The sequence below is a fragment of the Salinibacter grassmerensis genome, assembly GCF_947077765.1.
GTDB classification, from domain to species: Bacteria; Bacteroidota; Rhodothermia; order Rhodothermales; family Salinibacteraceae; genus Salinibacter; species Salinibacter grassmerensis.
This window is the reverse complement of the sequence record NZ_CAMTTF010000002.1, coordinates 38,114-61,605: the sequence shown is the minus strand read 5'-3', so window position 1 is coordinate 61,605 and position 23,492 is coordinate 38,114. Positions and strand designations below refer to the sequence as shown.

The window sequence follows — 23,492 nt, the reverse complement described above, 5'->3', positions numbered from 1 at the left end:
GCCCTACGCCATCCGTGCGAGACGCCGTGTTTACGGTGTGCCGTCTGACCGCCGTTCGTCGAGCATCCGCTGGTACTTCTCCGCCGCCCGGTTGTGCTCTCGCAGCGTGCGGCTGAAGGTGTGCCCGCCGGTCCCGTCGGCCGCAAAGTAGAGGTACTCGTGCTGCTCGGGATGGGCCGCGGCCCGCAGGCTGGAGGGCGACGGGTTCGTGATGGGCCCGGGGGGCAGGCCCTGAACCTGATAGGTGTTGTACGGGTGGTCGATCTCGAGATGCTTGTAGAGCACCCGCCCCACGCGATCCCCCTTCGTGTCGAGCAGAACGTACTGGATCGTCGGGTCGGCCTGGAGGGGCCACCCGCGGTCGAGGCGATTCAGGTAGACCCCCGCAATCGCCGGCTTCTCGGCGTCGACGAGGGCCTCCCACTCCACAATGGAGGCGAGCGTGACGACCTCCCGTTTGGTGAGGCCGAGGCTGTCGGCCCGGGCGGCGAGCTCCCGTTCATAGAAGCGATCAAACCCCTTCTTGACGCGCTGGATGACGGCCTCGGGGGGCGTCTGCCAATAGAATTCGTACGTCTCGGGGAGCATGTACCCGAACAGCCGCGCGGGGGTGCTGTCTAGCTCCTCCGCGAGACTCGTGTCGCGAAGGGCCGTGCGGAACGCGTCGGCGTCTCGTTCGAGCCGCCGGCCCAACACCGACGTGAGATCGTCGGGCTGCACGCCGGGCGGAATCGTGATGCGCACCGGATCCTGCAGGCCCCGTCGCAGCTTGTCGAGCAGGGCGTAGTTGGAGCGACGGGGGGCGATGCGGTAGTGTCCCGGCTTGATCTGCTGCCCCCATCCGGTCGCCTGGGCAACGAGACGAAACGCGGCGGGCACGACGAGCACGTCGGCCTGCTCCAGCGAATCGATGGCCGCGTCGAGCGTCGCCCCACGCGCAATGTACACGCTGCGGGGCGCGTCGTACCCACCCGTGTTGGGCCCAAAGACCAGTGCGCCCCCCACACCGACGGCGAGCCCCCCGATAAAGAGGACGGCGACGATGAGCCCAAAGCGACGACGAGCGTGCACGGAAAACAGTGAGGAAATGACAGATCAGACGAGGATCCACCGTCCAGGGCAGCAGTGGCAAACCAGAGATACTTCCCCTTCGTCGCCTCGTTTCGGGCCCGACGAATCGCCCCCGGCTACAGCTGGAGGCTCGACTGCACGTCCAGCGTTGGCGGGCTCGTGTGGCCGGCCGCAAGGCGCTGGGCCCCAGCCTGCGCGATCATGGCCGCGTTGTCCATGCAGTACGCCAGGCTGGGCACTGACACATCGCCCCCCTCGTCGCGCCCAAGCGCCTCCACCCGCCGCCGCAGCGCCCCGTTGGCCGCCACGCCCCCCACCACGGCCACGTGCTCAACCCCCGTCTCCGCGACGGCGCGCCGCAGGCCATCGACGAGCACATCCACCACCGCCGCCTGCACCGACGCGCACAGGTCATCAAGGTGGTCGTCGAGCAGGCGCTCGCGCTCCGCGTCGGACCGGTCGCGGAGGTAGTAGAGGACCGAGGTCTTCAGGCCGCTGAACGAAAAGTCAAAGTCGTCGAGCCGGCTCCGGGGAAAGTCGTGGAAGGCTGGGTCTCCGGACTCGGCGTGCCGATCAATGTCGGGGCCGCCGGGGTACCCAAGCCCAAACAGCTGCGCGACCTTGTCAAACGCCTCGCCGGCCGCATCATCCCGGGTACGTCCGAGCACCTCATACTGAAAGGGCTCGCCGACGTGCACGAGCTCGGTGTGGCCGCCGGATACGACCAGACACAAGAACGGACGGTCCGGGGGGATCGGCCCCAGGTCGACCGAGTGGACGTGCCCTTCCAGATGGTTCACCCCAATCAGGGGCACGTCGAGCCCCTGCGCAAACGCCTTCGCAAAGCTGAGCCCCACTAGAAGAGAGCCCGGCAGTCCCGGTCCGTAGGTGCCCGCAATGGCGTCGAGTGCACCGGCGTCCGTGTCCGCCTCGGCAAGGGCCCGCTGCACGACGGGCACGATGAGCCGCTGGTGGTTGCGGGAGGCCAACTCCGGCACCACACCGCCATAGTCCTCGTGAAGGTCCGCCTGCGACGACACGACGTTTGACCGCACCGTGCCATCGTCCCACACGGCCGCGGCCGTGTCATCACACGACGATTCAATCCCGAGCACAAGCATGGGGCCGTTTTGGGGTTCAATACCGAATCGACATGGGCATTTGACTGTCTCCCTCGCACGAACCGTCCTGGGCCTGGATCCTCCCCCAGAATGAAGCGCGAACAAACCGGCTGCCCTGAGGTACTACACATGGGTATCTTCGAGCTACCCTTCGCAACGTCTCCACACCGACGGACGAAGTTCTCATGCGCACGATTCTGCCCCTCTTGTGTCTCGTGTTTGTGCTGAGCGCCACCGCTCCGGCGCACGCTCAGCTTCGCGAAACGGCCCAGAAAAACTCCTCGGTCGTCACCCAGCTGTACGACACGGGCTCGGACGCGACCGATGCCCTTGGCAACCTGTTCGGGGCTGAGGACTTCCGGATGAGCCACAGCTACCAGATGTCGTTCTCCTCGTTTGGCGGCAATACGTCCTCGGCGGGCATGTACACCAACTCCATGATGTGGCAGTTCAACTCCGATCTGGCCGCCCGAGTGGACGTGGGCGTGTCCCACCCGCTCGCCAGCAACAATGCCTTTGGCAATCAGGAGGCGAAGGTCTTTCTCCGCAACGCGGAGGTGGCCTACAAGCCGTCCGACAACATGAAAATCCACTTCCAGGTGCAGCAGAGTCCGCACGGACGGTACGCAAGCCCGTACGGATACCGGCACCGGCGGAGCGCCTTTTCCTCTACCGCTCCCCTGCTGCCGAACTGAGCTACACTCTCCCCTCGGTGCCGATCGGTGCGCACGGCGGCCTACACGTAGGCCTCCCACCGGATCGGCCTGGTTGCCCCGGCGCTCATGGCCCAATGGTCCTCCCGCTTCACCAACGGACTGCTGAACGCGGCGCTCGTGGCGGCCGGACTGGGCGCGGCGGTCCTGCTGTACGCCTTTGCGAGTCGAGCCGTCTTTACGGGCCCGAGCCCGGAGCGCCCCGCCTCCGACACCTCGCAATTGGTGGGCCGGATCATTCAGGTGGAGGTGCGCAACGGCGCCGGGGTCGATCACCTTGCCGAGCGGACCACGCAGTACCTCCGCGACCAGGGCTTCGACGTGGTCGACGTGGGCAACCACTCGTCGTTCGATCAGGACCAGTCGGTCGTGATCGACCGGGTCGGCAACCCTGAGGCCGCACGGAACGTGGCGGAGGCGCTTGGTATTCCGTCGTCCCGTGTGCGTCAGAACATCAAGCCGGAATATTATCTCGATGCTTCTGTGATCCTCGGCCGCGACTACGCACAACTTCGTCCGTTTCAGGAGACGCCCTAGCCTGCATTCGGCGTGTACCCGTTTTCCCTCACGACTCCCTACACTAATGTCCTGACCATATGGCTTCCCCCGACCAGACATCCTCCGCAGACCCCTCTCTCCGCCGAACCCCCGAGAACCCCAGCCCTGTGCTCGCCGCACGGATCGTGGACGCCATGGCCGACAAGCGGGCGATGGACATCAGTGTAATCGATCTGCGGGAGGTGAGTAGCATGGCGGATTTCTTCGTCCTCGGCACCGGCGAGTCGGACCTCCAGGTGAAGGCCATCGCCAACGGCATCGCAGACCAGGTGGAGGCAACATGTGGGGAGCGGCCCTGGAAGCGGGAAGGCACGGATCACCTCCAGTGGGTCGTGCTCGATTACGTGGACGTGGTCGCGCACGTCTTCCTCCCCGAGAAACGGGAGCACTACCGCATCGATCGCCTCTGGGGGGAGGCCGACTCGGAGATCGTGCCCGAGGACGGCGACGCCTCGGACCTCGACCTCCTGCAAGACCTTCTGCAGAAGTCCTCGGACCCGGCGTAACCTGTCCATCCTGTCCATCCGTGACGCCCCGATCGACAATGCCCCGTGTGTTTTTTGGACTTGGTGCCATCGCGGCCGGCATGGCCGTTGTTCTCGGGGCCTTCGGTGCGCATGGCCTCGAAGGGCGGGTGTCGCCGGAGCGAATCGAGACCTTCCGGACGGGGGTGCAGTATCAGATGTACCACGCCCTGGCCCTCCTCTTCGTGGGCTGGGCCGCCGCGCAGGGCTGGGGGCCATCCCTACACTGGGCCGGCTACTGCTTCGTCGCCGGCATCGTGGTCTTCTCGGGCAGCCTGTACGTGCTCGTCCTCAGCGACACGGGCTGGCTCGGCGCAATTACCCCGCTCGGGGGCGTTGCCTTCATCATGGGCTGGACCCTGCTGGCGTGGGCGACGCTCACGGGGGGATAGCGGAACTGAACTCCGCATCCGTGCGCCCGCCCACCATCACAGTTCTTCGTCTTCGAACAGCACGGTGACGCTCGGCAGGAGGTCGTGCTCACGGGCCAGCTCCAGGAGCGACTGCGCCGCGGCCTCCGGCACCTCGTAGCGCCCATGCACGTCGCTGTCGACGGCGAGGGCGTAGGCCACGTCCGTGTCCTCGTCCAGCGTCGGCTCGCTCTCCCACGCCGTCGCCTCCTCCACCAGGTACGTCCCGTCGTCCGGCATGAAGGATGCAAGGTAGAGCTCCCGCTCCGCCTCCGCATCGACGAGGCTTACGCTCCCCACGAGGCCGTACTCGATATCGTAGAACAGCGACTCGGCGAGAAGACGCGTGGTGAAGTTGTCGGCATCAAACATCGGCATGGTGGAGGAGCGAAGCAAGGAGAGAAGTAAGGCGATGGATGCGTGCGCCGCGGACCGTGACGCGTGAGGAGCGACGCGTGCGCCCTGCAGTACGCCGCCCTTGAGGGCGCTTCACAGCGCACGGCTCACGGCGTACATCGGCAGTAGGGTATTCACCGGCGACGGCCTTGTCAACCAGAACCCGCTTCCTCATTTCCGTTCCACATCCCCCGCGCCATGGAGATTTACTGCCCCAAGTGCGAATGGGAGCCCCCGTCGAGTGCAACGTGGATCTGTGAGTGTGGGCATTCCTGGCACACGTTCGACACGCAGGGCCAGTGCCCCGAGTGCGGCACGGTGTGGCGCGAAACGCAATGCCACGCATGTGGTGAGTGGTCCCCCCACCACGACTGGTACCACGACCTGCCGCCCGTAGACGTGGACGCAATAACCGAGGGCAAAGAGGCGGCCCCGACGGAATGAGAACATCGCGGGTCGCAGCTGCGCGGCTGAGGGACCCCACACGGGCCCCAGGCGGTGGATGGGGCCTCTGCGGTGGAATAACCTCCTACTGCCGAGGTGCTTCGACGCGTTCTCCTGTAAGCTCCCTCAGAAACGACCGGGCATCGGCACCGTGACGCGTCGTCACCTCCGCGTCGAACAGGGCAGAAAAATGCTCCGTCACGGGTCCACACACATCGTCTACCGTCCCCGACGCGTCGGTCTCCGCCGCCAGCGACGTGACGCCGCGGTCGTCGATGCCACACGGCACGATGTGGTCGAAGTAGTCGAGGTCGGTGGTCACGTTGAGAGCGAAGCCGTGCATCGTTACCCACCGGCTGCAGCGGACCCCCATCGCGCAGATTTTGCGCTCCAGTCCCCGCTCGTCGGGCCCAACCCATACCCCGGTCCGCCCGTCCACTCGCGTGCCCGTCACGCCATACTCGGCACAGGTACGGATGATCGCCTCCTCAAGCGTACGCAGGTACCGGCCCAGGTCGGTAAAGAAACGATCGAGGTCGAACAGTGGATACCCCACCAGCTGACCGGGACCGTGGAAGGTGACATCGCCCCCACGCCCGATGCGGTGAAACGTGGCCCCGACTTCTTCGAGCCGTTCCTGTGACACGAGCAGGTTCTCTGCCTCCCCACTCTTGCCGAGGGTATAGACCGGGGGATGCTCCAGCAGAAGTAGCACGTGAGGCTCCGACTCCGGCGGATCGGCCCGTTTCGCCGCGATGAGGCGCTCTTGGACCCGCCCCTGCAGGGCCTGCGCCTGCTCGTAGGAGACCCGGCCAAGGTGGCACGCAACAATCTCGTTCTGAGCGGACGACGACATCTCTGCGGACAGGGCAGTATATGGGACGCTTCGTAGGCCCCAACCGTACTTGGCACACCCGGCCTGGTTTTGTTGAGGGACTTAGTTTTGTGAGATGCTTACGCTAACGTTGAAGCCCCCATTGACGCGTGTGTAAGAGGGCTGCCGGTTGTCGCCGTTGAACCGTTCGTACTCGACCAGCAGCTCCCCCGTGACCCGGTCGCTAAGCCTATAGGTGAGCTCGGGGGTCACCTGGATGCGGGTCGTCTGCTTTCGGACCTGAACGTAGTCGTTGGTCGGATCGGTCACCTGGCTCGGATCGACCGATCCCCCTGCGTCAACGTCTGCGAGCGCCCCGCGCAGGTTGTAGCTCCGCTCGTCGTTGACCGACCGGGACACGGTAAGCGAAAACCGGATCTGGTTTTCGAGGCGCCCAAGCCCGAGTACAGGAATGCGTATCCCCTGCTTCCGGTAGGAGACGCTCCCGGAGAGCTGATTCGTCTGCACCTCTTCGACCTTCAGGTTCGCCGTGCGAAGGTACGTCTCGGTCTGCTTGCTCCACTCGACGCTCGTCTCCAGGTTGCCGGGCCAGGTGATGCTGACCCCGAGGAGCGGCCGAAACTGCTCACTGACGCGGGACGACCCGACCTTGAACTCCGGATTCAGAAACGTCTGTCCACTCGGGGCCTCTTCTTCGCCGCCGGCCCGCGTGTCGGTCGAATAGCTGGATCGATACTCCGCGTTATAGCTGTGGCGGAGGGACGCGCTTTCCATAATGCGGCCGAGCAGGGGCCAGTCGGCCAGCCCCGAGTAGCGGACATTCCAGCCGGGCAGGGGAAACGGCGCGAACCCGTGTGCCCCCACGCTCCCGCCCCCGGTCAGGTAGGCCGATTTGAAGTCATCCGCGACGGAGGCGTTGGTAAGGGGCACCTCGTCGGCGGGGAGCGCCTCTCCGGATCCACTCCCCTCCGACAGTCGACGAGCCTGCTCTTCCACAAGCGACACCACGGACCCGAAGCCCCACACCGACGCCGAATTGTCGCCGCTCTCGGTCGTGAAGGGCCCGTCTTGCCCTCCGCCGCCGTCTTCGCCGTTGCCTGTTCGGAAGGTCCGATCGGTCTGGGTGCGCCACTCCACGTTCCAGCTCAGGTCGATCTGGAAGGACGGGCTCGGGCTCAGGGCAGTGCGCCCCTCCAAGCGGTGGGTGTTGCTGAGGGCGTCCGACACCTGAAACCGCGAGTCCAGCACACGCTCTCCCGGGCCGATGGAGCGTTCGAGCCCGAGCCGGTAGCCGACCGACGGTCCGTCTCCTCGCACCGCGTCAAACAGGCGGTAGTGCACATCTACGTCCGTCGAGTCCGAATTCAAGCTTCCTATGTTGGAGGAGCGGGCGCTCCAGTCGCCGTTGTAGTTGACGCTAAAGTCGTTGATATCGAGCACCATGAGGGCCAGTCCCCGCAGTACCCCCGTGGGACTCGGGAGGGGGACGTCCTCCCAATCTAGGCCGTCGTCCTCCGACGCCTCTCCGTCCCCTCCCTCGTCCCGCTCGTCCCCGTTCGCCCCGGCGGACCGTCCATCGCCACCGTCCCCACGATCATCTTGGCCCGACTGGCGCTGCGCCTCCTTCAGCCGCTCAAAGAACCCAAACCGCTCCCACACCCGGTTGGGCCGCAGGGTCGCCCCCGTGCGCAGCGTGAGGGAGTTCCGGACGCTGGCGCCCTGCAGGCTTTCCTGCGGCCCGTTCGACCACTGAAACGACGATTGGTAGGAGACGTCCTGCAGGTCGACCCAGTTGAGCCACGGCCGGTCGGTCCATCCCATGCTCAGGGTGGCCGAGAACCGGTGCTGGTAGTTGTTCGTGCGCGGACTCACCCGCCCCACCAGCAGGTCCCGAAACACGTCGAGCTCCGACCGGCGGAACAGCCGGCTCTCGAAAAACACCGTCTCGCCCTCATCGGCCGCGGTGATGTCGCGGCCGTCCAGCCCGTAGTCCCCTAGACTGTCGAAGAAGTCCGCGGTGCTGTCGCGGGGAATGCCAATGTCGGTGAGCACCGTGTCCCGGACACTCTCGCCGTTGATGATGACGTTCGTCTGGTTCCGCGAGGCGGCATCGTCGAAGTTCTGGCGCGTGTTGGTGTCGAAGCTCAGGCTCAGAAAGCCGAAGGGGTCGTACTGGAGACTGAAATTGCGACGGTGGTCGAATTGCTGCTGCTCCCGAAGGGGATAGGCAATTCGATATGGCTGGCTGCGCGTGCTCCGGAGGCCCGACGGGCGGCTTCGGGTCGTCCGGGCCTCCCGATCCGCACTCATCGAAAACGAGAGTGACCGGGGCACATAGTTGAACGAGAGTCCCGCCAGCGTGCCGAGCACTGGCGCGTCGGGGAGGAAGCCAAAGGGATCCACGGTCCGGGGTTGCCCGAAGCTAAGTTGGTACTGCACGTCTCCCGTCCAGCTCCACCGATCGTTGAGTTGACTCTGCGGGTTGCGCCGCGACTGGTCGAGGTAGGAGAAGCTCAGCGAGAGGCCGTCGACGGTCTTTTGGAGCCACCACGAATCGGACCCCTGTTTCGATACGTCGGCCGTCATCGTGCGGCGCAGGCTGCGCGTCTCGGCCGCCGTGCGCACGCTGTCCTTTAACCGGCGGCGAATCTCTTCAGTCCCAAGGTCCCCGTACTGACTGCTGTACCGACTCTCCAGCGTACTGTCCGGGACGGCGTCGAACTGCCGGACCACGCTCTGGATCTCCACGTCTCCGCGGTTGGGGTCGAAGCGAGGGGTGGTGCGGTTCGACTGCACCTGCATGGTGACCGGGATGCGCCAGCCCTGGTCCGCGGGCAAAAACGAGTCGAGGTTGAGGTTGGCACGGACGTTCCAACTCGTGTTGTCGGACTGCTCCCGCTCGCTCAGCGTGCTGGACAACGCCCCGAACCCGTCCGTCCGGCGCTGGAAGCTGCCCTCGACCGAGGCAAAGTCCGCAAGGTCGAGGCTCGCGCTGGCGTTGGCGGCCCACCCCTTCTGCTCGTCGAACCCGCTCACGCGCAGCTCATTCAGCCACACCTCAAAATCCTGCAGCACCGGCGGATTCTCTTCGGGGGCCGTCGCATGCCGCACGCCGACGACAACCGTTTGTACGTTTTGCAGGGAGGGCGTGCCCCGCACCCGAAGCACCGTTTCCGGCGGTGCAAAGTCGCCAACGTCTAGATTCACGTCGTTGCTCGAGAACGACGAGTCCGTCGCAACGCCGCTCTGGTCGCGGAGGAGCTTGAGTCGGTTGAGTCGTTCGAGGACGAGGTTCATCTCGAACTCCTCCGGCCACAGGTTTTGGGACCCTTCCGCCATTGGCACGTCCCCCGGGTCCAGGGGCTGCTCGTACTCGTAGTAGTTGCCCGTCTCCCCGGACCCGAGGCGCACAAACAGCCGCAGGTGCTCGCGGAGCCGGTCCTTCACCTGCCCACTGCTCGACGACCCGTGCAGGTGGGTGTACATGCGCAGGTTTGAGTACTTGAGCAGGTCGAGGCCCTGCCCGAACGTCTTGAAAACGCCCCGCTGCCGCCCGGGGGCCAGCTGATCCACGTTCAGCAGGAGGGCCTGCTCGCGGTTTTGCTGCTGCACGCCGCGGGACGTGCGGTTCTGCCCCACCACGGCCCCGGCGGGCGGCTCGTAGCTGAGGTCCTCCTCGTTGTTGATGCTGGCCACCCGAAGCTCGCCCGCGCCCGCATCCACGACACTGTTCTCCTGCACGGGCTGCTGTGCCACCGGCTCTGAGGCGCGCCACTGGCTGCCCACCAGCTCCAGAGACGCAAACCGCATCGTCACGGGGGCCTTGTGCCCGGTCGTCCACAGGCGGATGGACTTGATGTCGTCGAAGTTCTCGATGGAGCCCACCTGACGCGTGAAGTCCTGCACTGGAATCCGAACCTTGTACCAGTCCTCCTCCTGCCCGACCCGACTCACCACGTAGTCCGTCGGCCCCTGGTCGGTGCTGGCACGCTGGTCGAGGTTGCCGAGCGGGACGGCGTACTGGAAGTAGTTGTTGTCGATGTTGATCTGGCTGCCCACGCCATCGAGGGCCTCCCGGTCCGGGGAGCGGGACACACCCCGCTTCACGCTCGCGTCCTCGGCCAGCTCATTCTGCGACTCAAAGCCATTGAGCTCGTGCCCTGACTGGTACCAGCTCAGGCGCTGCTGCACCGAGGCCCCGTCCGGAAAAAACTCCGAGGCCTCGAAGAAGCGGTCGTTCTCGTAGAAGTGGTAGTCGTCGGCCGAGGGGTCCTCGGCGGTGCGTGCAATCTCTGCCCGCAGGCGTTGCCGCTGGGCGGGAGTCAGGCCAAGCTGCCCGATGCTCCCCCGCAGGCTGTCCGCGTACTCGACGAAGCCCGCATAGAAGCTCCGTTCGAGCAGGCGCTCGTCGTAGGTGCCATCGGTGTAAGAGACGAGCCCGTCCAGCCCCAGGTCCTGGGTCCGGCGTCCGCGGAGGTCGATACCTCCTCCCGGCTCGGCATTGGGGATGCGACTCAGATCCCCAAGATCCGCCTCGTTGAAGTTGAGGGAGAGCCCGTCCTCCATGTCGATGCGCTGGTTCGGCACCACGTCCTCCGAGATCGTCCCGAGGTCGACGAACAGACGCGCCCCATCGGTCACCTCGCCGTTCTCCGGGTACACCTTCACGATGAGCTCGACGAACTCGACGTTCTGCACCGAAAAGTCGGTGTAGCCCTCCGGGAGCGAGCGTGTGATGCCCCCCCACACCTTCTGTGGCTCCCGAAAGAAGTCCGCCAGCCTCTCCGTGTAGTTGTAGGGCCCGCGCTGCCAGGGATTGAAGTGGAGGTCGAGTGTGCGGAGGGTCGGGTTTGCTTCCCCCCGCGTGTCGCGCCCCACGAAGACCTCGTCGGTGTCGATGAGCTCGGTGGCCTCTCCTCCGCCCGCCGTGCCGATGGACTCCAGCACGTTTTCGTTGAGCCGGTACCATCCGAGGCGGCCCCGCCAGTGGGTGCGCCGCCGGTTGTCTTCGTAGGTTCCCGGCACCTCGCCGTCGAGCGGGGCGGCATCGGCCGTCGAGTCGGGCGCCGCGCTTACCTGCCAGGCGCCCGGCTGCTCGCGGAGGGAGAAGGTGTTCTCGAAGCCCTCGAAGTCGTCAATGTAGGAGACCCCGTTGCGCTCGTCCGACGCGTACTGATCCGTCTCGCTGCCCTCCACCCGGTCTACGGTCCGCTCGTACGCGTCGGTGGTGGTGTGTCCGGGGCGGAGCTGTGCGAACTCACCGGAGACCGAAAGCTGGCTTTCGGCCCGCGTCTGGACGAGCGGCAGGGCGTCGACCGCCTCCGTGATCCATTGCGGCTGCAGGTCCATCGAGCCGTTCAGGCCCCAGATGGTGTTCTGGATCGGCTCCTGCCCGATGCGAAACTTATCGACGGGCGATTGCTGGCTCAGCCGCATGACGGTGCCCCCGAGCGAAAACTGATCCCGCATCGACCAGTCGGCCCGCGCACCGAGCAGGGTTTTCTTCTGAATGTTGGTGAGGCTGTTCTCTTCGTAGTCAATCTTGATGTCCCGCCCGGCGGTGAGGTACGACTCGTTGGTGATGTTGACCGTCCCACCCTGGTAGTCCACCCGGTAATCGACGCCCTCCTGCAGGGTCTGGCCGCCCGAGGTGACCTCGACCGAACCCTCCACCAGCCCGGTGAAGGCCTCCAGGTCGTAGAATTGCTGTGCGCCCCCCGTGTACGCGCCCCGAATCCGGTAGACGTCTTTCTGAGTGTCCTCTTTCCGGGCGTTTGCTTTTTTCTTGGTGTAGAGGTTCTCGAACGCAAAGGGCTCCCCGGCCGCCTGACTCCCGTTCTGGGACGCGGCGTCCAGGATGCGCCCCCCAAACGGCTGGAGGTAGGGAAAATAGAGGAGCCCCTGGTCCGCATTGATCGTCTGCGGGAGGAAGTCGAACTGATCGTCCGGACTGGGCGCGCCGTTCTGGTCCACCCGGTCCAACCCGAGCACCTGAAGCAGCGTGGTTTGCCCGGCCACGTCCGGCAGCGTGGTCCGTGCCCCCTGCCCGGAGGCCTGGTACTCCACGTCGAGCTCGAAATTCTCAGGACTGAAGTCCCGCCCCGAGAGGTCGTACACGTTCCGGAGCTGCAGGAACCAGGCGGCGGGGTTCACGGTCCCGTCCTGTCCCGGCGCGACCGGATCAGTGGGGCGGAGCAGCTTCACCACGAGGCGGTCGGCGTTGATGCCGCCCGTCGTTCCCCCCTGCGTGAAGTCCCCGACCGTGCGCACAGTCCCGTCGTTCGTCCGGTACCGAAACGCCACCGCCAGGGCCTCGTCGGGCCGCAGCCGTTGCTGGAGGGACAGGAAACCCAGCCGACTATCAATCCGGTAGTCTTGTCCCCGCGTAAGCCGCTTGAACTCGCCCGAGTGGAGGTCTTGCTGGGTGTCTAAGGGCTGCTCCATGGCGGCGGGGTCGCTCAGATAGGATGAGGCCCGTTGCTCTCCATCACGGAGGGCCTCCAGGTCGGCCTCGCCGTACTGATCTTCGTCCGGTACAGGCAGTAGGGTCTCCGTGTACCCGTTCGCCTGGCTCACCAGCTGGGCGCTTTCTCCTAGGTCAACCACCGCCACCGCCTGCCGGGTATTTGCCTGGCTCCCCACCCGCTGCGTAATTTTCCACACCTCCACCTCGGTAATCTCGTCGAACCCCTCAAATGTCCGGATCGTCGTCGGGTCCTCGTGGGCCCGGTTCCAATTGTTGCGGAAGTAGTAGCCGAGGAAGAAATGGCGGTTCTCGTCGTAGTCCGTGGGCTTGAGGTCAAACTCCGTCTCTTGGGCCCCCCCTTCAATGCTGAGGCTGTTGGACTGGCCCTCTTGCTGACTCGCAATCGTCGTAAGGCTCAGGTTGCCAAACTGAAACTCGCTCTTGATACCGAAGAGACTCTGTCCCCCGCTGATGAGCTGCGACGGCGTCTGCATCGACACGTTGCCCGCCTCGACGCTCTGGAGGATTTCGTCCTCGTAGCCGGTATAGTCGAGCTTGACCTGATTCTGGTAGTCAAACTGGCTCTGCGTGTCCCAGTCGACGTTGATCTGGAGCTTGTCGCCGATCGTGCCCGTGATGCCGAGCCGCAGGTCCTGCTTAAAGTCCGGGTTGAGTTGACTGGCGTTTCCCGTGACATTGACCTGCTGGTCGCTCTTGCGGTACTTAAACCCGGCATTGATGTCGGCCTGGCCATTTACCCGAAGGTCCACCTGCGGCTTGCCGAAGACGGTGGAGAAGGCACTCTCTCGCCCACCGGGGACCACCATGTTCACCCCAAACCCACCGCGTGTGTCCTCCTGCTGGCGCTGCTCAGCGAGCGTGCGCCAGTTCTCACGCAGGTTGGCACGGTAGCGCTCACGCCGGTACGCGTCTTCGTCCATCCCCACGCTTTCCGGGCGATGTGTGCTGCCCGTGAGGACATATCGGTTTTGAGTGGAATCAAGCGTGACGGAGCGTGCGTCGGCGGTGGGGGCGCGCGGCCCCAAAAACGGGGACGTCCGCGCAAACAGGCGGACGGACCGCTCGCGCCGCGCCGGCAGGTACCGGCCGACGACGCCTGTATCGGGGGGTGGGGACGGTGCCGAGAGGGACCTACTCTCGGTTCCCCGGACACCGCCCGCCCGATCCAGAGTCGTCGTACTGTCTTCGGACAGAGGGGACGGCCGCTCCGAATCCAGGACCGGGACGCGGCGGGCCGTATCGGGGGCCGTCGTGTCGGGCGGCGGCCCCTCCTGCGCTCGTGCCGACGGCCCGTCCCCAAAAAGACCCCCGATCAGGAAGAGCACCGTCGTCAGCATGCACACGCGCCCCTCCCTCAGCACACCCACGCAGAGGACCGGAGACGGCAGTATTGACGAGATCAACGGCACAGGTTCAGGAACGCTCCAAGATGCTACGGCATGCACCGGTGCTCCGGCCAAACTCGGGCGAAGGCCCCGGTGCGTGTCTGAAGGGACTTGTAGCGGTTCCTACCGATGCGCGACGTTGCGTCTGGGAGCAAGAGTAGCGGACTGGATGTGTGCGACCGAGTGCCGCCTTGACCGGTCTTCACTTCGAATGTAAGATGTGCTGTTTTTTTCGTCAAGCACGGGAGCCGATCACCCGTCCTGGGCAACGACATGCCGCAAATCCTGTGCCCCGTTTGGGGCAGTCTGCCTGTCAGGCCCGCCGGCCGTCGAGGGGGCGCTTGGCGGTGACCTCTCGGAAATCGTCGTGCCGCTCCTTCTGAATGTTAAGCCCGCGATCGGCCACCTTCCGCAGAAACTGATCGCGCGGGATCACATTTTCCGGCACGTCGGCCCCGCCGGTGGAGACGGCCTCCTCGCGGGCCAGGAACAGGGCCGAGACGACCGTCGGGATGGCCGTACAGCGCATCACGGCCGTCTGCTCCGTCTTCGCGTCGTACTTCTCCATCATCTCGTAGACGAGCGTCGTGGGCCGTCCTTCCTGCTCGCCCCGCAGCAACACCCGCATGAGCACCGCGTCCTCGTAGTCGCCGCCGAGACGCTTTCGCATGCGGCGCACCAAGAGGTCGCGGTAGGTGAGATGCGTGCGCACCCCAATCTTCCGCTCTTCGGCAAGCCCGAGGCCGAGCACAAAGCGCATCTGATGGGCGTGGCCCGGCCACCGGATCGTCTTGTGGTCGAGGGCCTCTACGCGCCCGGCCAGCGTGTCGGTGAGGGTGGAAAGCCCGCCCTGCGTGCAGAACGCCTCCATCGTGCCGAAGGGCTTCTCAAACTGAATTTCCTCCTCACGCGAGAGGGCGTCCGCCTCCACGACCTGCCCGTTCTCGATCAACTGCGCCGGGTTTGTATAGTCCGCGAGGATGCGCTCGGCCGACCACGAGATGCGAAAGTTGAAGGGGGGCTCCGGGTGCAGGGGAACGTCGCCCACGCGGAGATGGGCCGCCTCGGCCCGGTCGAGCTGATCGATGCCGTGCAGACACACGACGTTCACGAGGCCGGGGGCCAGTCCGCAGTTGGGGACGATCCAGACGCCCTTCTCACGGGCCTGCTCGTCGAGTGCCAACTCTTTATCCACGAGGGTGTCGTCCCCCCCAAGATCACAGAAGTGCACTCCCGCGTCGAGGCATAGCTCCGCCAATTCGGGGTTGAACTCCGCCGGCACACAACTAATGACGCAGTCGCTGCCCTGCACAATCTGGGACAGCACGCCAGTGTCGCGCACGTCAACCTGGAAGGAGCGAAGAAACTGGTCGGCGTCGACCTGTTCGTGGAGGCGCTCCAGCGCCTGCGACCGGGTGTCGCAGACCTGCACCTGGTCCACCTCGCCGCTTCGGGCGCAGAGCTCGCGGACGACGGGGGCTCCGATTGATCCAGCACCGAGAACCGTAATCGTCATGTGCAGTCGTCGGCTTGGCAGGGTCCGGACGGTACGAGCGCGTCGGGCAGGCCCAGGAACACTAATCGACGTGCCCGCGCCCCTCCAGCGCCCGCGAGAGGGTTGCCTCGTCGGCGTACTCCAAATCCCCGCCGATGGGCAACCCACGCGCAATGCGTGTGACACGGACGTCGAACGGCTCGAGGAGCTGGGAGATGTAGTACGCCGTCGTGTCGCCCTCGACGTTGGGATTGACGGCGAGAATCACCTCATCGACCGACGACCCCGACTCGTCCGCCTGCCCGTTTTCCGGGGGAGACTCGTCCGCGTCCGCTTCGTCGTCGGACGTGGCTTCGGAGTCCGGGGCCGCGTTGGCCGCCGTGTCTTCGAAGGACGGGTCGATGCGTGTGGCCAGTTCGTGCACCCGGAGGTCGTCGGGGCCGACGCCGTCGAGCGGCGAGATAACCCCGCCGAGCACGTGGTACACACCCCGGTACTCGTTCGTCTGCTCGATGGCGGTCAGGTCGCTCGACTCCTCTACGACACAGATCGTTGAGGCGTCGCGCTTGTCCGAGCCGCAGATGGGACACGGGTCCTGGTCCGCCACGACGTAGCAGGTCGAGCAGCGTTGCACATCCTCCTTCACGGACGTCAGCGCGTTCGCGATGGTCTCAACCTCTTCCTGAGGCATCTTCAGGACGTAGTTGGCCAGTCGCCGTGCCGTCTTCTTCCCGATCGTGGGCAGCTTCGTGAACTGCTCCACCAGGGTTTCGACGGACTCCGAGGTGTACTGCATCGCGACAATCTCGAATTTCGAATGTCGAGGTTCGACTATGGATGGCGGGGTCTTTCAGGATCACTCGACACCCGCAACTCGCCATCCGCACCTGCCTAGAGGCCAAGCTGGCTGAGGTCCATGCCCTGCGGCAGCATGCCGCCCATGGAGTCCTTCATCTCTTCCTGGGCCATGTCGGACGCGTCTTCGAGGGCCTTGTTGACGCCCGCGATGACGAGGTCCTCCAGAAGCTCCAGATCGTCCGGGTCGACGGCCTCCCGGTCAATCTCGATGCCCGTAATTTCCTGCGCGCCGTTGGCGGTCACTTTCACCATGCCACCGCCGGCCTCTGCGGTCACCGTCTTGTCCGCGAGTTCGTCCTGCGCGGCGTTCATCTTTTCCTGCATCTCCATCATCTTCCCGAACATGTCCTGCATGTTCATTCCTCCTGGGTTAGCCATAGCTAAGGGGTAATCTCAATTCGAAGACTCGTGGGGAGGGAAGGCCGTTCGCCGGAAGTGGGAACGACCTCAAGTCTGTACAAAGGGGTGCAACGGACATCGATCGCAACCGATCCCTGATCGTGGACGCACCCTCTTTTTGGGTGAGGGCTGGGGCGCCGTGCCGCTACCAGACCGGCTCGGCCCCAAACTCACCGAAGAGCACGTCGAGCGCCGGGTAGGTGTCGCGGAGCCGGGTCAACTGTTCACGGGGGCTGAGGGGCTCATCCGACGCGTCGGTGTCGGTGGAGTCCTCTTCGCTCGTGGCCTCGACGACGAACCGCAGGTCGTCAACTGTGTGGGCCACCGTGTCGGTGACGTGGCGCAGCAGCACGCGCCGCCGGTCACGTAGGGTGTCGCGGTGAAGTGCTCGGGGGACGGCGACGGTGAGCGTGCCATCGACGTACTCGACGGGCTCGGCCTCGCCCAGCAAGGATCCGAGGCTGATGTGGGTTTCCTTCACGGACTGCACGACCTGGGGCCACTCGGTGGCCACCCCATCGGCGCCGGCCCCGGACGCCACGGCCGGCTCCGCCACCGCGGCGGGCGAGGCGTCCGACCCGCCCGACATCGACTCCGATGTGGAGGCCTGAGCATCCGTGGTGCCCGACGCCGTTTCCCCGTCCGACGACTCTCCTTCCCCCAGCGCCGGGGCGCCAAATAGGTCGTTGTATTCGACAGACGGATCTGGCCCCGACGCGCCCGTCTCACCGGACGAGGCGTCCGGAGACGGCGGCTGGTCCTGGTCGTCGGGGTCCTCCTGGTTGTCGGGGTCCTCCTCACCGAAGTCCGGGGCGTCCTCGCTTGTAGCATCCTCGCTCGTAGCATCCTCGCTTGGGGCGTCCTCCCCCGACGCACGCGAGCTCTCGTCCTCCCCCTCATGATCTTCGGCCGGCGCACCGCCGGACGTCTCGTTCTCTGCGGAAGCGTCGTCCGACACGCCCGTCGCGTCTCCCGAATCGGGACCGTAGTCGGGAAGGGGCTCGGCGGCCGCGTCGGGGGACTGCTCTCGTTCGGCCTCCGCACTCGCGTCGGCCTCCGCGGACTCAGGAGACGCCGCCGGGGACGACGGCGTTTCGGGCGCGGTCGCCCCGTCGCCCGGCACGGCCTCGGGGAGCTCGCCGTCCTCGGCCATCTGCTCCAGGCGGTCGATCTTTTCGAGCACCGCCCGGAGGTCGGCCGAGCGGCGGAGCTGTGCCATCTTGAGGAGTGTCGTCTCCAGCGTGAGGCGCGGCTGCGGGCTCTGCTTGATGTCGTCTTCCGTGTCCGCGGCCATGGTGAGCAGGCGCAGCAGGTCGGCCTCGTCGAAACGCTCGGCCTCGTCGGCGTAGCGGGTGCGGGTCGACTCCGCAACCTCCTCTAGCGCCTCTCCCCCCAGCGAGTGGGCCACCAGTAGGTTGCGCAGGTGCTCGGCCAGCCCCACCAGCATCTCTTGCAGGTCGTACCCGCTGCGCACCACATGGCGCACAAGCTCGATCATCCCCGCCGTGTCCTGCGCGGCGACGTGGTCGGTAAGGCGAAAGAACAGGTCCTGGTCCACCACGCCGAGGGCCTGGGTCAGCTCGCCGTACTCCAGCGTGGCCCCACAGAGCGAGAGGGCCTGGTCGAACGCCGAGAGGGCATCGCGGAGCGCCCCATTGCCCTTGCGGGCCAGCAGCATGAGGCTCTCCTCATCGGACTCCACACCCTCCGTCTCGCAGATCTCACGCAGGCGCTGTACAATCTCCGGCACCGGAATGCGGCGGAAGTCGAACCGCTGGCACCGCGAGAGGATGGTGGGCAGCACCTTGTGCGGCTCGGTGGTCGCGAAGATGAAGAGGGCGTGGGCGGGCGGCTCCTCCAGCGTCTTCAGCAGGGCGTTGAACGCCTGCTTCGACAGCATGTGCACCTCGTCGAGGATGTAGACCTTCTTCTGGTCTCCCTGCGGGGGGATTCGGACCTTCTCGCGCAGCTCGCGGATGTCGTCGACCTTGTTGTTGGAGGCCGCGTCCATCTCGAAGACGTTGAGGCTGCGGCCCTCCTCGAACGATGCACACGAGTCGCACTCGCAACACGGCTCGGCGCCGTCCTCGCGTTCCTCTCTCGGGGTCTCGCAGTTGATGGCCTTTGCCAGAATACGGGCCGCCGTGGTCTTTCCCACCCCCCGTGGGCCACTAAACAGGTAGGCGTGTGCGAGCCGCTCCATCCGGATCGCGTTCTTGAGCGTCTCGGTGACGTGCTCCTGCGCAACGACCTCCTTGAAGAGGGAGGGCCGATACTTGCGCGCCGTAACCAGATATCGCTGTTCGTCCATAAGAACGCGGGGACGGATGAAGAAAAAACAGTGGGGAGCAGCACCGGACCTCTTCCTGAGAGGGAGCGCGGGCGTCAGGTGACGTCCCGCTTAATATACCGGCGCTGCCTCGGGGAAGTCAATTGTACGTCGACGTGCAAACGGGCTGCTCGACCGCCGCGAGACCCGTCTCACACCAGCCCATCACCGACGGCCACGACCTTGGTGTTGCCCAGCCGGTCGCCCCACCGCCGGCCGACGGGGTCGGCAAAGACGTTGTAGACCTCGAGCAGGATGAGCCCGAGCCCCGCGAGCGAAAGGAGCGACGCCAGGGCCCCACCAACGATGGGGATGACGATGAATGCCCCGGCGACAGAGCTGAGCCCAAGCATCCAGTTGCGCTGGACCGACGTTTCGAGGGAGACCGGCCGCCCGTCGAGGCGCACGAGGTCCAGTCCCATCACGTACTTTCCCGGTGATCGGAACCGCAGCGGTCCAACCTCGAACCCATCCCGCGCGACCAGATAGAGTCCGCCCATGAGCCCGCCCAGCAAGGGGGCTCCCCCGAACAGGGCAGTCAGCCCCGTCGCGATGATGCCGTCGAGGAGGGCCGCAACAAACCGTTCGTGTTGCGAAGGCGAAGAGGCGTCTGCGGGGGACCCGTTCATGAGGAGGCGTGTCTAGAAAGAGGGAACGGGTCCGGTCACGGCCCGCGGCGGCTAGGCCACGTTCGACGACGGATCCGGGGAGTTCGGTTCCCGGCGCTGCGGGTCCGGGGTCGACGGCTCTCGGCGCGTCGGGCTCGGCACCTTGGGCGGCTGTTTGGGCTGCCGCTGGGGCGAGCGCTGTGGGGTCCGTTGGGGGGTGCGCTGCGGCGTGCGGCGGCGACGAGGATTGGTCGGGACCGTCTGGGGGCGAGCGTTGGGCATGGGACCGAAGCCAGAGTTCGTCCGCATTACACTGAGGGTGCACTCATACGTGCCTCTCAGGCGGTTGTTGGCACTGCTCCTCAGGCCGCCGTTCCGTCGGACGAGGCCGCGTCCACTGCCTCCGGGCTCGCCTCGCTCGTCAACGCCTCCGCGTCGTCGGTGGACACCTCCCGCAGCGCCTCCGTGTGGGGGCGGGGGTGCGTCACCGTGACGGGCTCCGGCTCAAAGCACGCCCGGCACCGCGGCTCGTAGGCCTCCGTGGCGCCGACCAGCACCCGGTCTTCACCCGGCACAATGCGCTGGGAGTGGTTGGCGGGCGCCCCACAGACCACGCAGACGGCGTGTAGCTTGGTTACATGCTCGGCCACCGCCATAAGCTGGGGCATCGGGTCGAACGGCTCCGCGCGGTAGTCCGTGTCAAGCCCCACCACAATCACGCGGTGCCCTTCTTCGGCTAGCGACTGACACGTCGGCACGAGGGCGTCGTCGAAGAATTGCGCCTCGTCGACGCCCACGACGTCCGCCTCCTGAACCAGCTCTCGGATCTGCGACGGGCCCTCCACTGGCGTAGTGGTCACGGAGTTCTCGTTGTGCGACACCACCTCGTCCTCACTGTAGCGCTCGTCGAGGGCCGGTTTGAAGACGCGGGTGTGCTGGCGCGCGATGCGGGCCCGGCGTAGCCGACGAATCAGCTCTTCGGTCTTGCCGCTGAACATCGACCCGCAGATGACCTCCATCCAGCCGGTGGTGCGGTCGCGGTCAACAATGTGGGGCTCCAGGGCGGACATGAATGGGGCCTGCACAGTGCGAGGGTGTACTTAGGCTCTCCAAAATAACTGCACTCCGAGGAGGAAGTCCAGACCGATTCTGTATGGAAGCGGGGAAGGCCGCTGACCGACACGCGCGGCGACTGAAAAAGAAGGGGGCCGGCAGGAGTTTGGGGGCCCGCACCTTCCATCCATCGCACGAGCCCTCCTGCTCGTCGCGTGCCAGCCAACCCACGCGGGGGTTCATCATATAGAGAGCCGTGGGGGACTTCGGATGCTACGCCACTTGTCTTTTTCGGGCCTTACTCTCTCCTTCGGATGGAGCTCCAGATTGACGACGTGTCGAAAACCTATGCCGACGGCACCCAGGCTGTGCGGGACGTATCCCTGACCGTATCGGAGGGTCTCATCGGGCTGCTTGGTCCAAACGGGGCGGGCAAGTCGACCCTTATGCAGCTTATCGCGACCATCACGACGCCCACGGCGGGGGCCCTTTACTGGAACGGGACCGACATCGCGAAACACCCCACGGCGATGCGACGCGTCCTGGGCTACCTCCCCCAGGATTTTGGGGTATACCCCGAACTGACCGCCACGGAATTTTTGAATTACATGGCGGCGCTCAAAGGACTGCCGGGCGATGCGGCGCGGGCCCGGATCGACACGCTCGTGGAAGTCGTGGGCCTGAAGGACGCTCGCGACCGGGCCCTCGGCGACTTCTCAGGGGGGATGACCCAGCGCGTGGGCATCGCCTGTGCTCTTCTGAACGACCCCGACCTGCTGGTGGCCGACGAGCCGACGGTGGGCCTCGACCCGGAGGAGCGCGTGCGCTTCCGGACCCTACTCACCGACCTGGCCGAGGATCGGGTCGTGCTCCTGTCCACACACATCGTGTCGGACGTAGAGGCCACGGCCACGCGCCTCGCCATCATGAACGACGGGCGGCTGACCGCTACCTCTTCGCCGGAGGCCCTCATCGACCGGGTGCGCGATCACGTCTGGGAGTGGGCCGTGCCTCGGAGCGAACTGGGAGCGGTGCGGGATCAATATCCGGTGACGAAGGCGGCTCACCAGCCGGACGGCGTCCGCGTTCACGCGGTGGCGGACCACCAGCCCGCTGCGGACGCATCGCCCGCCACCCCCACCCTGGAAGACGCATACCTCTCGCTTCTGAGCGACGCCTCCGGCTCCCCCCGATGACAATCCTACGCGCCTGGCTCTACACCGCCGCGGCCGACCTGCGGGCACGCCTCCGGGACCGCCGCCTTCTGATGATGGTGGCGGCCTGTATCTATATTGGCCACTTGGTCCTAACCGGCCAGATCGAGCTCACCCTCGCGGACCGCTCGCACCGCGGGGTCGAGAACGCCGCCTGGATGGGCACGATGCTGGCCCTCACCGCGGCCTTTCTGCTCACCTTCTTCGGGTTCTACCTGGTTCGAGGTGCACTCGCCCGCGACCGACAGGCTCGTACAGCGCCCCTCGTGGCGTCTGCCCCGGTCCGCTCGGTCACGTTTCTGCTCGGCAAGTGGGCGAGCGGGACGTTGTTTTTGCTGCTCTTGGCCGGCAGCATGGCCCTGAGCCTGGCGGTTCTGTTCGTACTACGGGGCAACGGCCTTCCGGCACCCGGGCCGCTCCTGACGCCCTTCTTCCTGTTCGTCGTGCCTACAGCGACGGCCGTAACGGCTCTCGCCCTCGCGTTTGAGTGCCTGCCGGGCCTCCGGGGCACCGTCGGCGGCATTCTCTACTTCATGGGCGCCATGGCGGCGGTCACTGCCCCCCTCTCTGGCTCCCCCCCAGTAGACCTGCTGGGCATGGGCACAATCCATAACAGCATGGCCCAGGCCCTGCTCGAGCAGTACCCGGAGGCCGACATCGGGACGATGTTTAGCTTCGGGTACTACCGGGATGCCGCCGAGCAGCTGAAAACGTTCCGCTGGGACGGCGTGGCCCCCACCGCCCGCCTCGTTGCCCACCGCGCCGGGCTCATTCTGGGCAGCGCGGTGCTCGTTGCGGGAGCGGCCCTCCCGTTCAGCCGCTTCGACCCGAGCCCGGCCTGGTGGGCACAGATGGGCACCGGCCTGCCCGACCCAAACGAGGATGCGTCCAACGCAACGGGGACGGCTCCCTCCTCCACTCCGACAGCTTCCCCGGCCCCCTCGACCGCAGACTCGTCTCCTCGCTCCGCGTCTCTCGGGCGCTTCTCGGCCGCCCGCTCACTGCGGCCCCTCCGCCTTTTCCTCGCCGAGGGCCGACGGGCCCTTCGGCGGCGGTCGTGGACCTGGAAACTAGGAGCGCTGGGCCTCGTCGGCGCCGGGCTGTGGTGGCCCACCAGCACCGGCCTGCTCGTGGTCGCATGGCTCTGGCCCATGCCACTATGGTCGGACCTCGGGGTGCGCGAGACGGTCTGTCGCGTGGCGCCGCTGGTGGCCACCTCGGTCTATCCGCGGGCCCAGCGCGTCGCGGCATGGGCGGTGGGGGCCGCAACCGCCGTCGCCCTGGTGATCGGCCCCGTCCTGCTGGGCGGGCAGTGGGCGGCGCTCGTGGGCGTCCTCTTCGTGCCGGCGCTCGGCCTGGCCGCCGGACGCCTGTCCGGAACCCCTCGTCTCTTTGAGGTCGTCTACCTCGTGCTCTGGTACGTGGGGTTGGCCAACCAGCAGGCGGTACTCGACTTCGGGGGCGTAGCCCAGGCCTCAGCGGCAACGCTTCTCGGCTACGGCCTCCTTACGGCAGGACTGCTGGCGGGAGCAGTGACGAACCGCTACCAGAAACACTGACCTGCCCCCCCGCCACGGGGGGACTTCATGCCG

At 66.1% G+C, this 23,492-nt stretch carries 18 protein-coding genes; 6 read left to right on the top strand and 12 right to left on the bottom strand.

The genetic code is table 11. From position 1 onward, the window contains the following. Nucleotides 1-30 precede the first annotated feature (30 nt). Together mltG and tsaD are read right to left on the bottom strand one after the other, a co-directional pair. A complete protein-coding gene (gene mltG / locus OJB03_RS04550; RefSeq protein WP_263785602.1) occupies nt 31-1,071 on the bottom strand; it encodes an endolytic transglycosylase MltG in 1,041 nt (346 codons plus the stop codon). A gap of 116 nt (nt 1,072-1,187) precedes the next feature. Then, entirely contained in the window at nt 1,188-2,192 is a 1,005-nt protein-coding gene (gene tsaD, locus OJB03_RS04545; RefSeq protein WP_263785601.1) for a tRNA (adenosine(37)-N6)-threonylcarbamoyltransferase complex transferase subunit TsaD, read from the bottom strand. Between the two features lie 185 nt (nt 2,193-2,377). Between tsaD and OJB03_RS04540 the strand changes: the two genes are divergently transcribed. The 4 genes from OJB03_RS04540 (at nt 2,378) to OJB03_RS04525 (ending at nt 4,379) form a co-directional block, all read left to right on the top strand. After that, nucleotides 2,378-2,887 (top strand): hypothetical protein, encoded by a 510-nt coding sequence (locus OJB03_RS04540; protein ID WP_263785600.1) that lies wholly within the window; start codon nt 2,378-2,380, stop codon nt 2,885-2,887. Nucleotides 2,888-2,974: 87 nt separating this feature from the next. Beyond that, a complete protein-coding gene (locus tag OJB03_RS04535) occupies nt 2,975-3,442 on the top strand; it encodes a LytR C-terminal domain-containing protein (protein WP_263785599.1) in 468 nt (155 codons plus the stop codon). Nucleotides 3,443-3,501: 59 nt separating this feature from the next. Further along, entirely contained in the window at nt 3,502-3,969 is a 468-nt protein-coding gene (gene rsfS, locus OJB03_RS04530; RefSeq protein ID WP_263785598.1) for a ribosome silencing factor, read from the top strand. 38 nt (nt 3,970-4,007) lie between these two features. Then, nucleotides 4,008-4,379, top strand: coding sequence for a DUF423 domain-containing protein (locus OJB03_RS04525; RefSeq protein ID WP_263785597.1), 372 nt, complete (start codon nt 4,008-4,010; stop codon nt 4,377-4,379). A 36-nt stretch (nt 4,380-4,415) separates the two neighbouring features. On the opposite strand, the gene OJB03_RS04520 is transcribed toward OJB03_RS04525, so the two are convergent. The 10 genes from OJB03_RS04520 to OJB03_RS04475 all read right to left on the bottom strand — a co-directional run bounded on the left by OJB03_RS04520 (nt 4,416) and on the right by OJB03_RS04475 (nt 20,703). Then, the gene (locus OJB03_RS04520) at nt 4,416-4,775 is read right to left on the bottom strand and encodes a hypothetical protein (protein ID WP_263785595.1); all 360 of its coding nucleotides are present in this window, start codon (nt 4,773-4,775) and stop codon (nt 4,416-4,418) included. A 547-nt stretch (nt 4,776-5,322) separates the two neighbouring features. Then, the gene (gene lipB, locus OJB03_RS04515) at nt 5,323-6,093 is read right to left on the bottom strand and encodes a lipoyl(octanoyl) transferase LipB (protein WP_263785594.1); all 771 of its coding nucleotides are present in this window, start codon (nt 6,091-6,093) and stop codon (nt 5,323-5,325) included. An 81-nt stretch (nt 6,094-6,174) separates the two neighbouring features. Next, nucleotides 6,175-13,896: a T9SS outer membrane translocon Sov/SprA gene (gene sov / locus OJB03_RS04510; protein WP_263785593.1), complete on the bottom strand. Its 7,722-nt coding sequence runs from the start codon at nt 13,894-13,896 to the stop codon at nt 6,175-6,177. A 361-nt stretch (nt 13,897-14,257) separates the two neighbouring features. After that, the gene (locus tag OJB03_RS04505; protein ID WP_263785591.1) at nt 14,258-15,460 is read right to left on the bottom strand and encodes a saccharopine dehydrogenase family protein; all 1,203 of its coding nucleotides are present in this window, start codon (nt 15,458-15,460) and stop codon (nt 14,258-14,260) included. Nucleotides 15,461-15,521: 61 nt separating this feature from the next. Next, nucleotides 15,522-16,235: a recombination mediator RecR gene (locus OJB03_RS04500; protein WP_263785590.1), complete on the bottom strand. Its 714-nt coding sequence runs from the start codon at nt 16,233-16,235 to the stop codon at nt 15,522-15,524. Nucleotides 16,236-16,330: 95 nt separating this feature from the next. Beyond that, nucleotides 16,331-16,675 carry a YbaB/EbfC family nucleoid-associated protein gene (locus OJB03_RS04495; RefSeq protein WP_263785589.1) on the bottom strand — a complete coding sequence of 115 codons (345 nt, stop codon included), beginning with the start codon at nt 16,673-16,675 and terminating at the stop codon, nt 16,331-16,333. 166 nt (nt 16,676-16,841) lie between these two features. Then, a complete protein-coding gene (gene dnaX / locus OJB03_RS04490) occupies nt 16,842-19,007 on the bottom strand; it encodes a DNA polymerase III subunit gamma/tau (protein WP_263785587.1) in 2,166 nt (721 codons plus the stop codon). 170 nt (nt 19,008-19,177) lie between these two features. After that, on the bottom strand, nt 19,178-19,654 hold the full coding sequence (locus tag OJB03_RS04485) for an RDD family protein (protein WP_263785586.1): 477 nt from the start codon (nt 19,652-19,654) through the stop codon (nt 19,178-19,180). Between the two features lie 51 nt (nt 19,655-19,705). After that, complete coding sequence (locus OJB03_RS04480) at nt 19,706-19,915, bottom strand: hypothetical protein (protein ID WP_263785584.1); 210 nt, start codon at nt 19,913-19,915, stop codon at nt 19,706-19,708. Nucleotides 19,916-19,995: 80 nt separating this feature from the next. Further along, a complete protein-coding gene (locus tag OJB03_RS04475) occupies nt 19,996-20,703 on the bottom strand; it encodes a thymidine kinase (protein ID WP_263785583.1) in 708 nt (235 codons plus the stop codon). Between the two features lie 297 nt (nt 20,704-21,000). Here OJB03_RS04475 and OJB03_RS04470 point away from each other — a divergent pair, with 297 nt between their 5' ends. After that, nucleotides 21,001-21,882, top strand: a complete 882-nt coding sequence (locus OJB03_RS04470; RefSeq protein WP_263785582.1) for an ABC transporter ATP-binding protein — start codon at nt 21,001-21,003, stop codon at nt 21,880-21,882. After that, entirely contained in the window at nt 21,879-23,459 is a 1,581-nt protein-coding gene (locus OJB03_RS04465; RefSeq protein WP_263785581.1) for an ABC transporter permease, read from the top strand. Before OJB03_RS04470 ends, OJB03_RS04465 begins: the two co-directional genes overlap by 4 nt. Nucleotides 23,460-23,492: the final 33 nt, after the last annotated feature.

Excerpts from the sequence above, each read along its gene's own strand:
- tsaD (WP_263785601.1), bottom strand. The coding sequence starts at position 2,192 with ATGCTTGTGCTCGGGATTGAATCGTCGTGTGATGACACGGCCGCGGCC.
- OJB03_RS04540 (WP_263785600.1), top strand. The coding sequence starts at position 2,378 with ATGCGCACGATTCTGCCCCTCTTGTGTCTCGTGTTTGTGCTGAGCGCC.
- OJB03_RS04535 (WP_263785599.1), top strand. The coding sequence starts at position 2,975 with ATGGCCCAATGGTCCTCCCGCTTCACCAACGGACTGCTGAACGCGGCG.
- rsfS (WP_263785598.1), top strand. The coding sequence starts at position 3,502 with ATGGCTTCCCCCGACCAGACATCCTCCGCAGACCCCTCTCTCCGCCGA.
- OJB03_RS04525 (WP_263785597.1), top strand. The coding sequence starts at position 4,008 with ATGCCCCGTGTGTTTTTTGGACTTGGTGCCATCGCGGCCGGCATGGCC.
- OJB03_RS04520 (WP_263785595.1), bottom strand. The coding sequence starts at position 4,775 with ATGCCGATGTTTGATGCCGACAACTTCACCACGCGTCTTCTCGCCGAG.
- lipB (WP_263785594.1), bottom strand. The coding sequence starts at position 6,093 with ATGTCGTCGTCCGCTCAGAACGAGATTGTTGCGTGCCACCTTGGCCGG.
- sov (WP_263785593.1), bottom strand. The coding sequence starts at position 13,896 with ATGCTGACGACGGTGCTCTTCCTGATCGGGGGTCTTTTTGGGGACGGG.
- OJB03_RS04505 (WP_263785591.1), bottom strand. The coding sequence starts at position 15,460 with ATGACGATTACGGTTCTCGGTGCTGGATCAATCGGAGCCCCCGTCGTC.
- OJB03_RS04500 (WP_263785590.1), bottom strand. The coding sequence starts at position 16,235 with ATGCAGTACACCTCGGAGTCCGTCGAAACCCTGGTGGAGCAGTTCACG.
- OJB03_RS04495 (WP_263785589.1), bottom strand. The coding sequence starts at position 16,675 with ATGGCTAACCCAGGAGGAATGAACATGCAGGACATGTTCGGGAAGATG.
- dnaX (WP_263785587.1), bottom strand. The coding sequence starts at position 19,007 with ATGGACGAACAGCGATATCTGGTTACGGCGCGCAAGTATCGGCCCTCC.
- OJB03_RS04485 (WP_263785586.1), bottom strand. The coding sequence starts at position 19,654 with ATGAACGGGTCCCCCGCAGACGCCTCTTCGCCTTCGCAACACGAACGG.
- OJB03_RS04480 (WP_263785584.1), bottom strand. The coding sequence starts at position 19,915 with ATGCCCAACGCTCGCCCCCAGACGGTCCCGACCAATCCTCGTCGCCGC.
- OJB03_RS04475 (WP_263785583.1), bottom strand. The coding sequence starts at position 20,703 with ATGTCCGCCCTGGAGCCCCACATTGTTGACCGCGACCGCACCACCGGC.
- OJB03_RS04470 (WP_263785582.1), top strand. The coding sequence starts at position 21,001 with ATGGAGCTCCAGATTGACGACGTGTCGAAAACCTATGCCGACGGCACC.
- OJB03_RS04465 (WP_263785581.1), top strand. The coding sequence starts at position 21,879 with ATGACAATCCTACGCGCCTGGCTCTACACCGCCGCGGCCGACCTGCGG.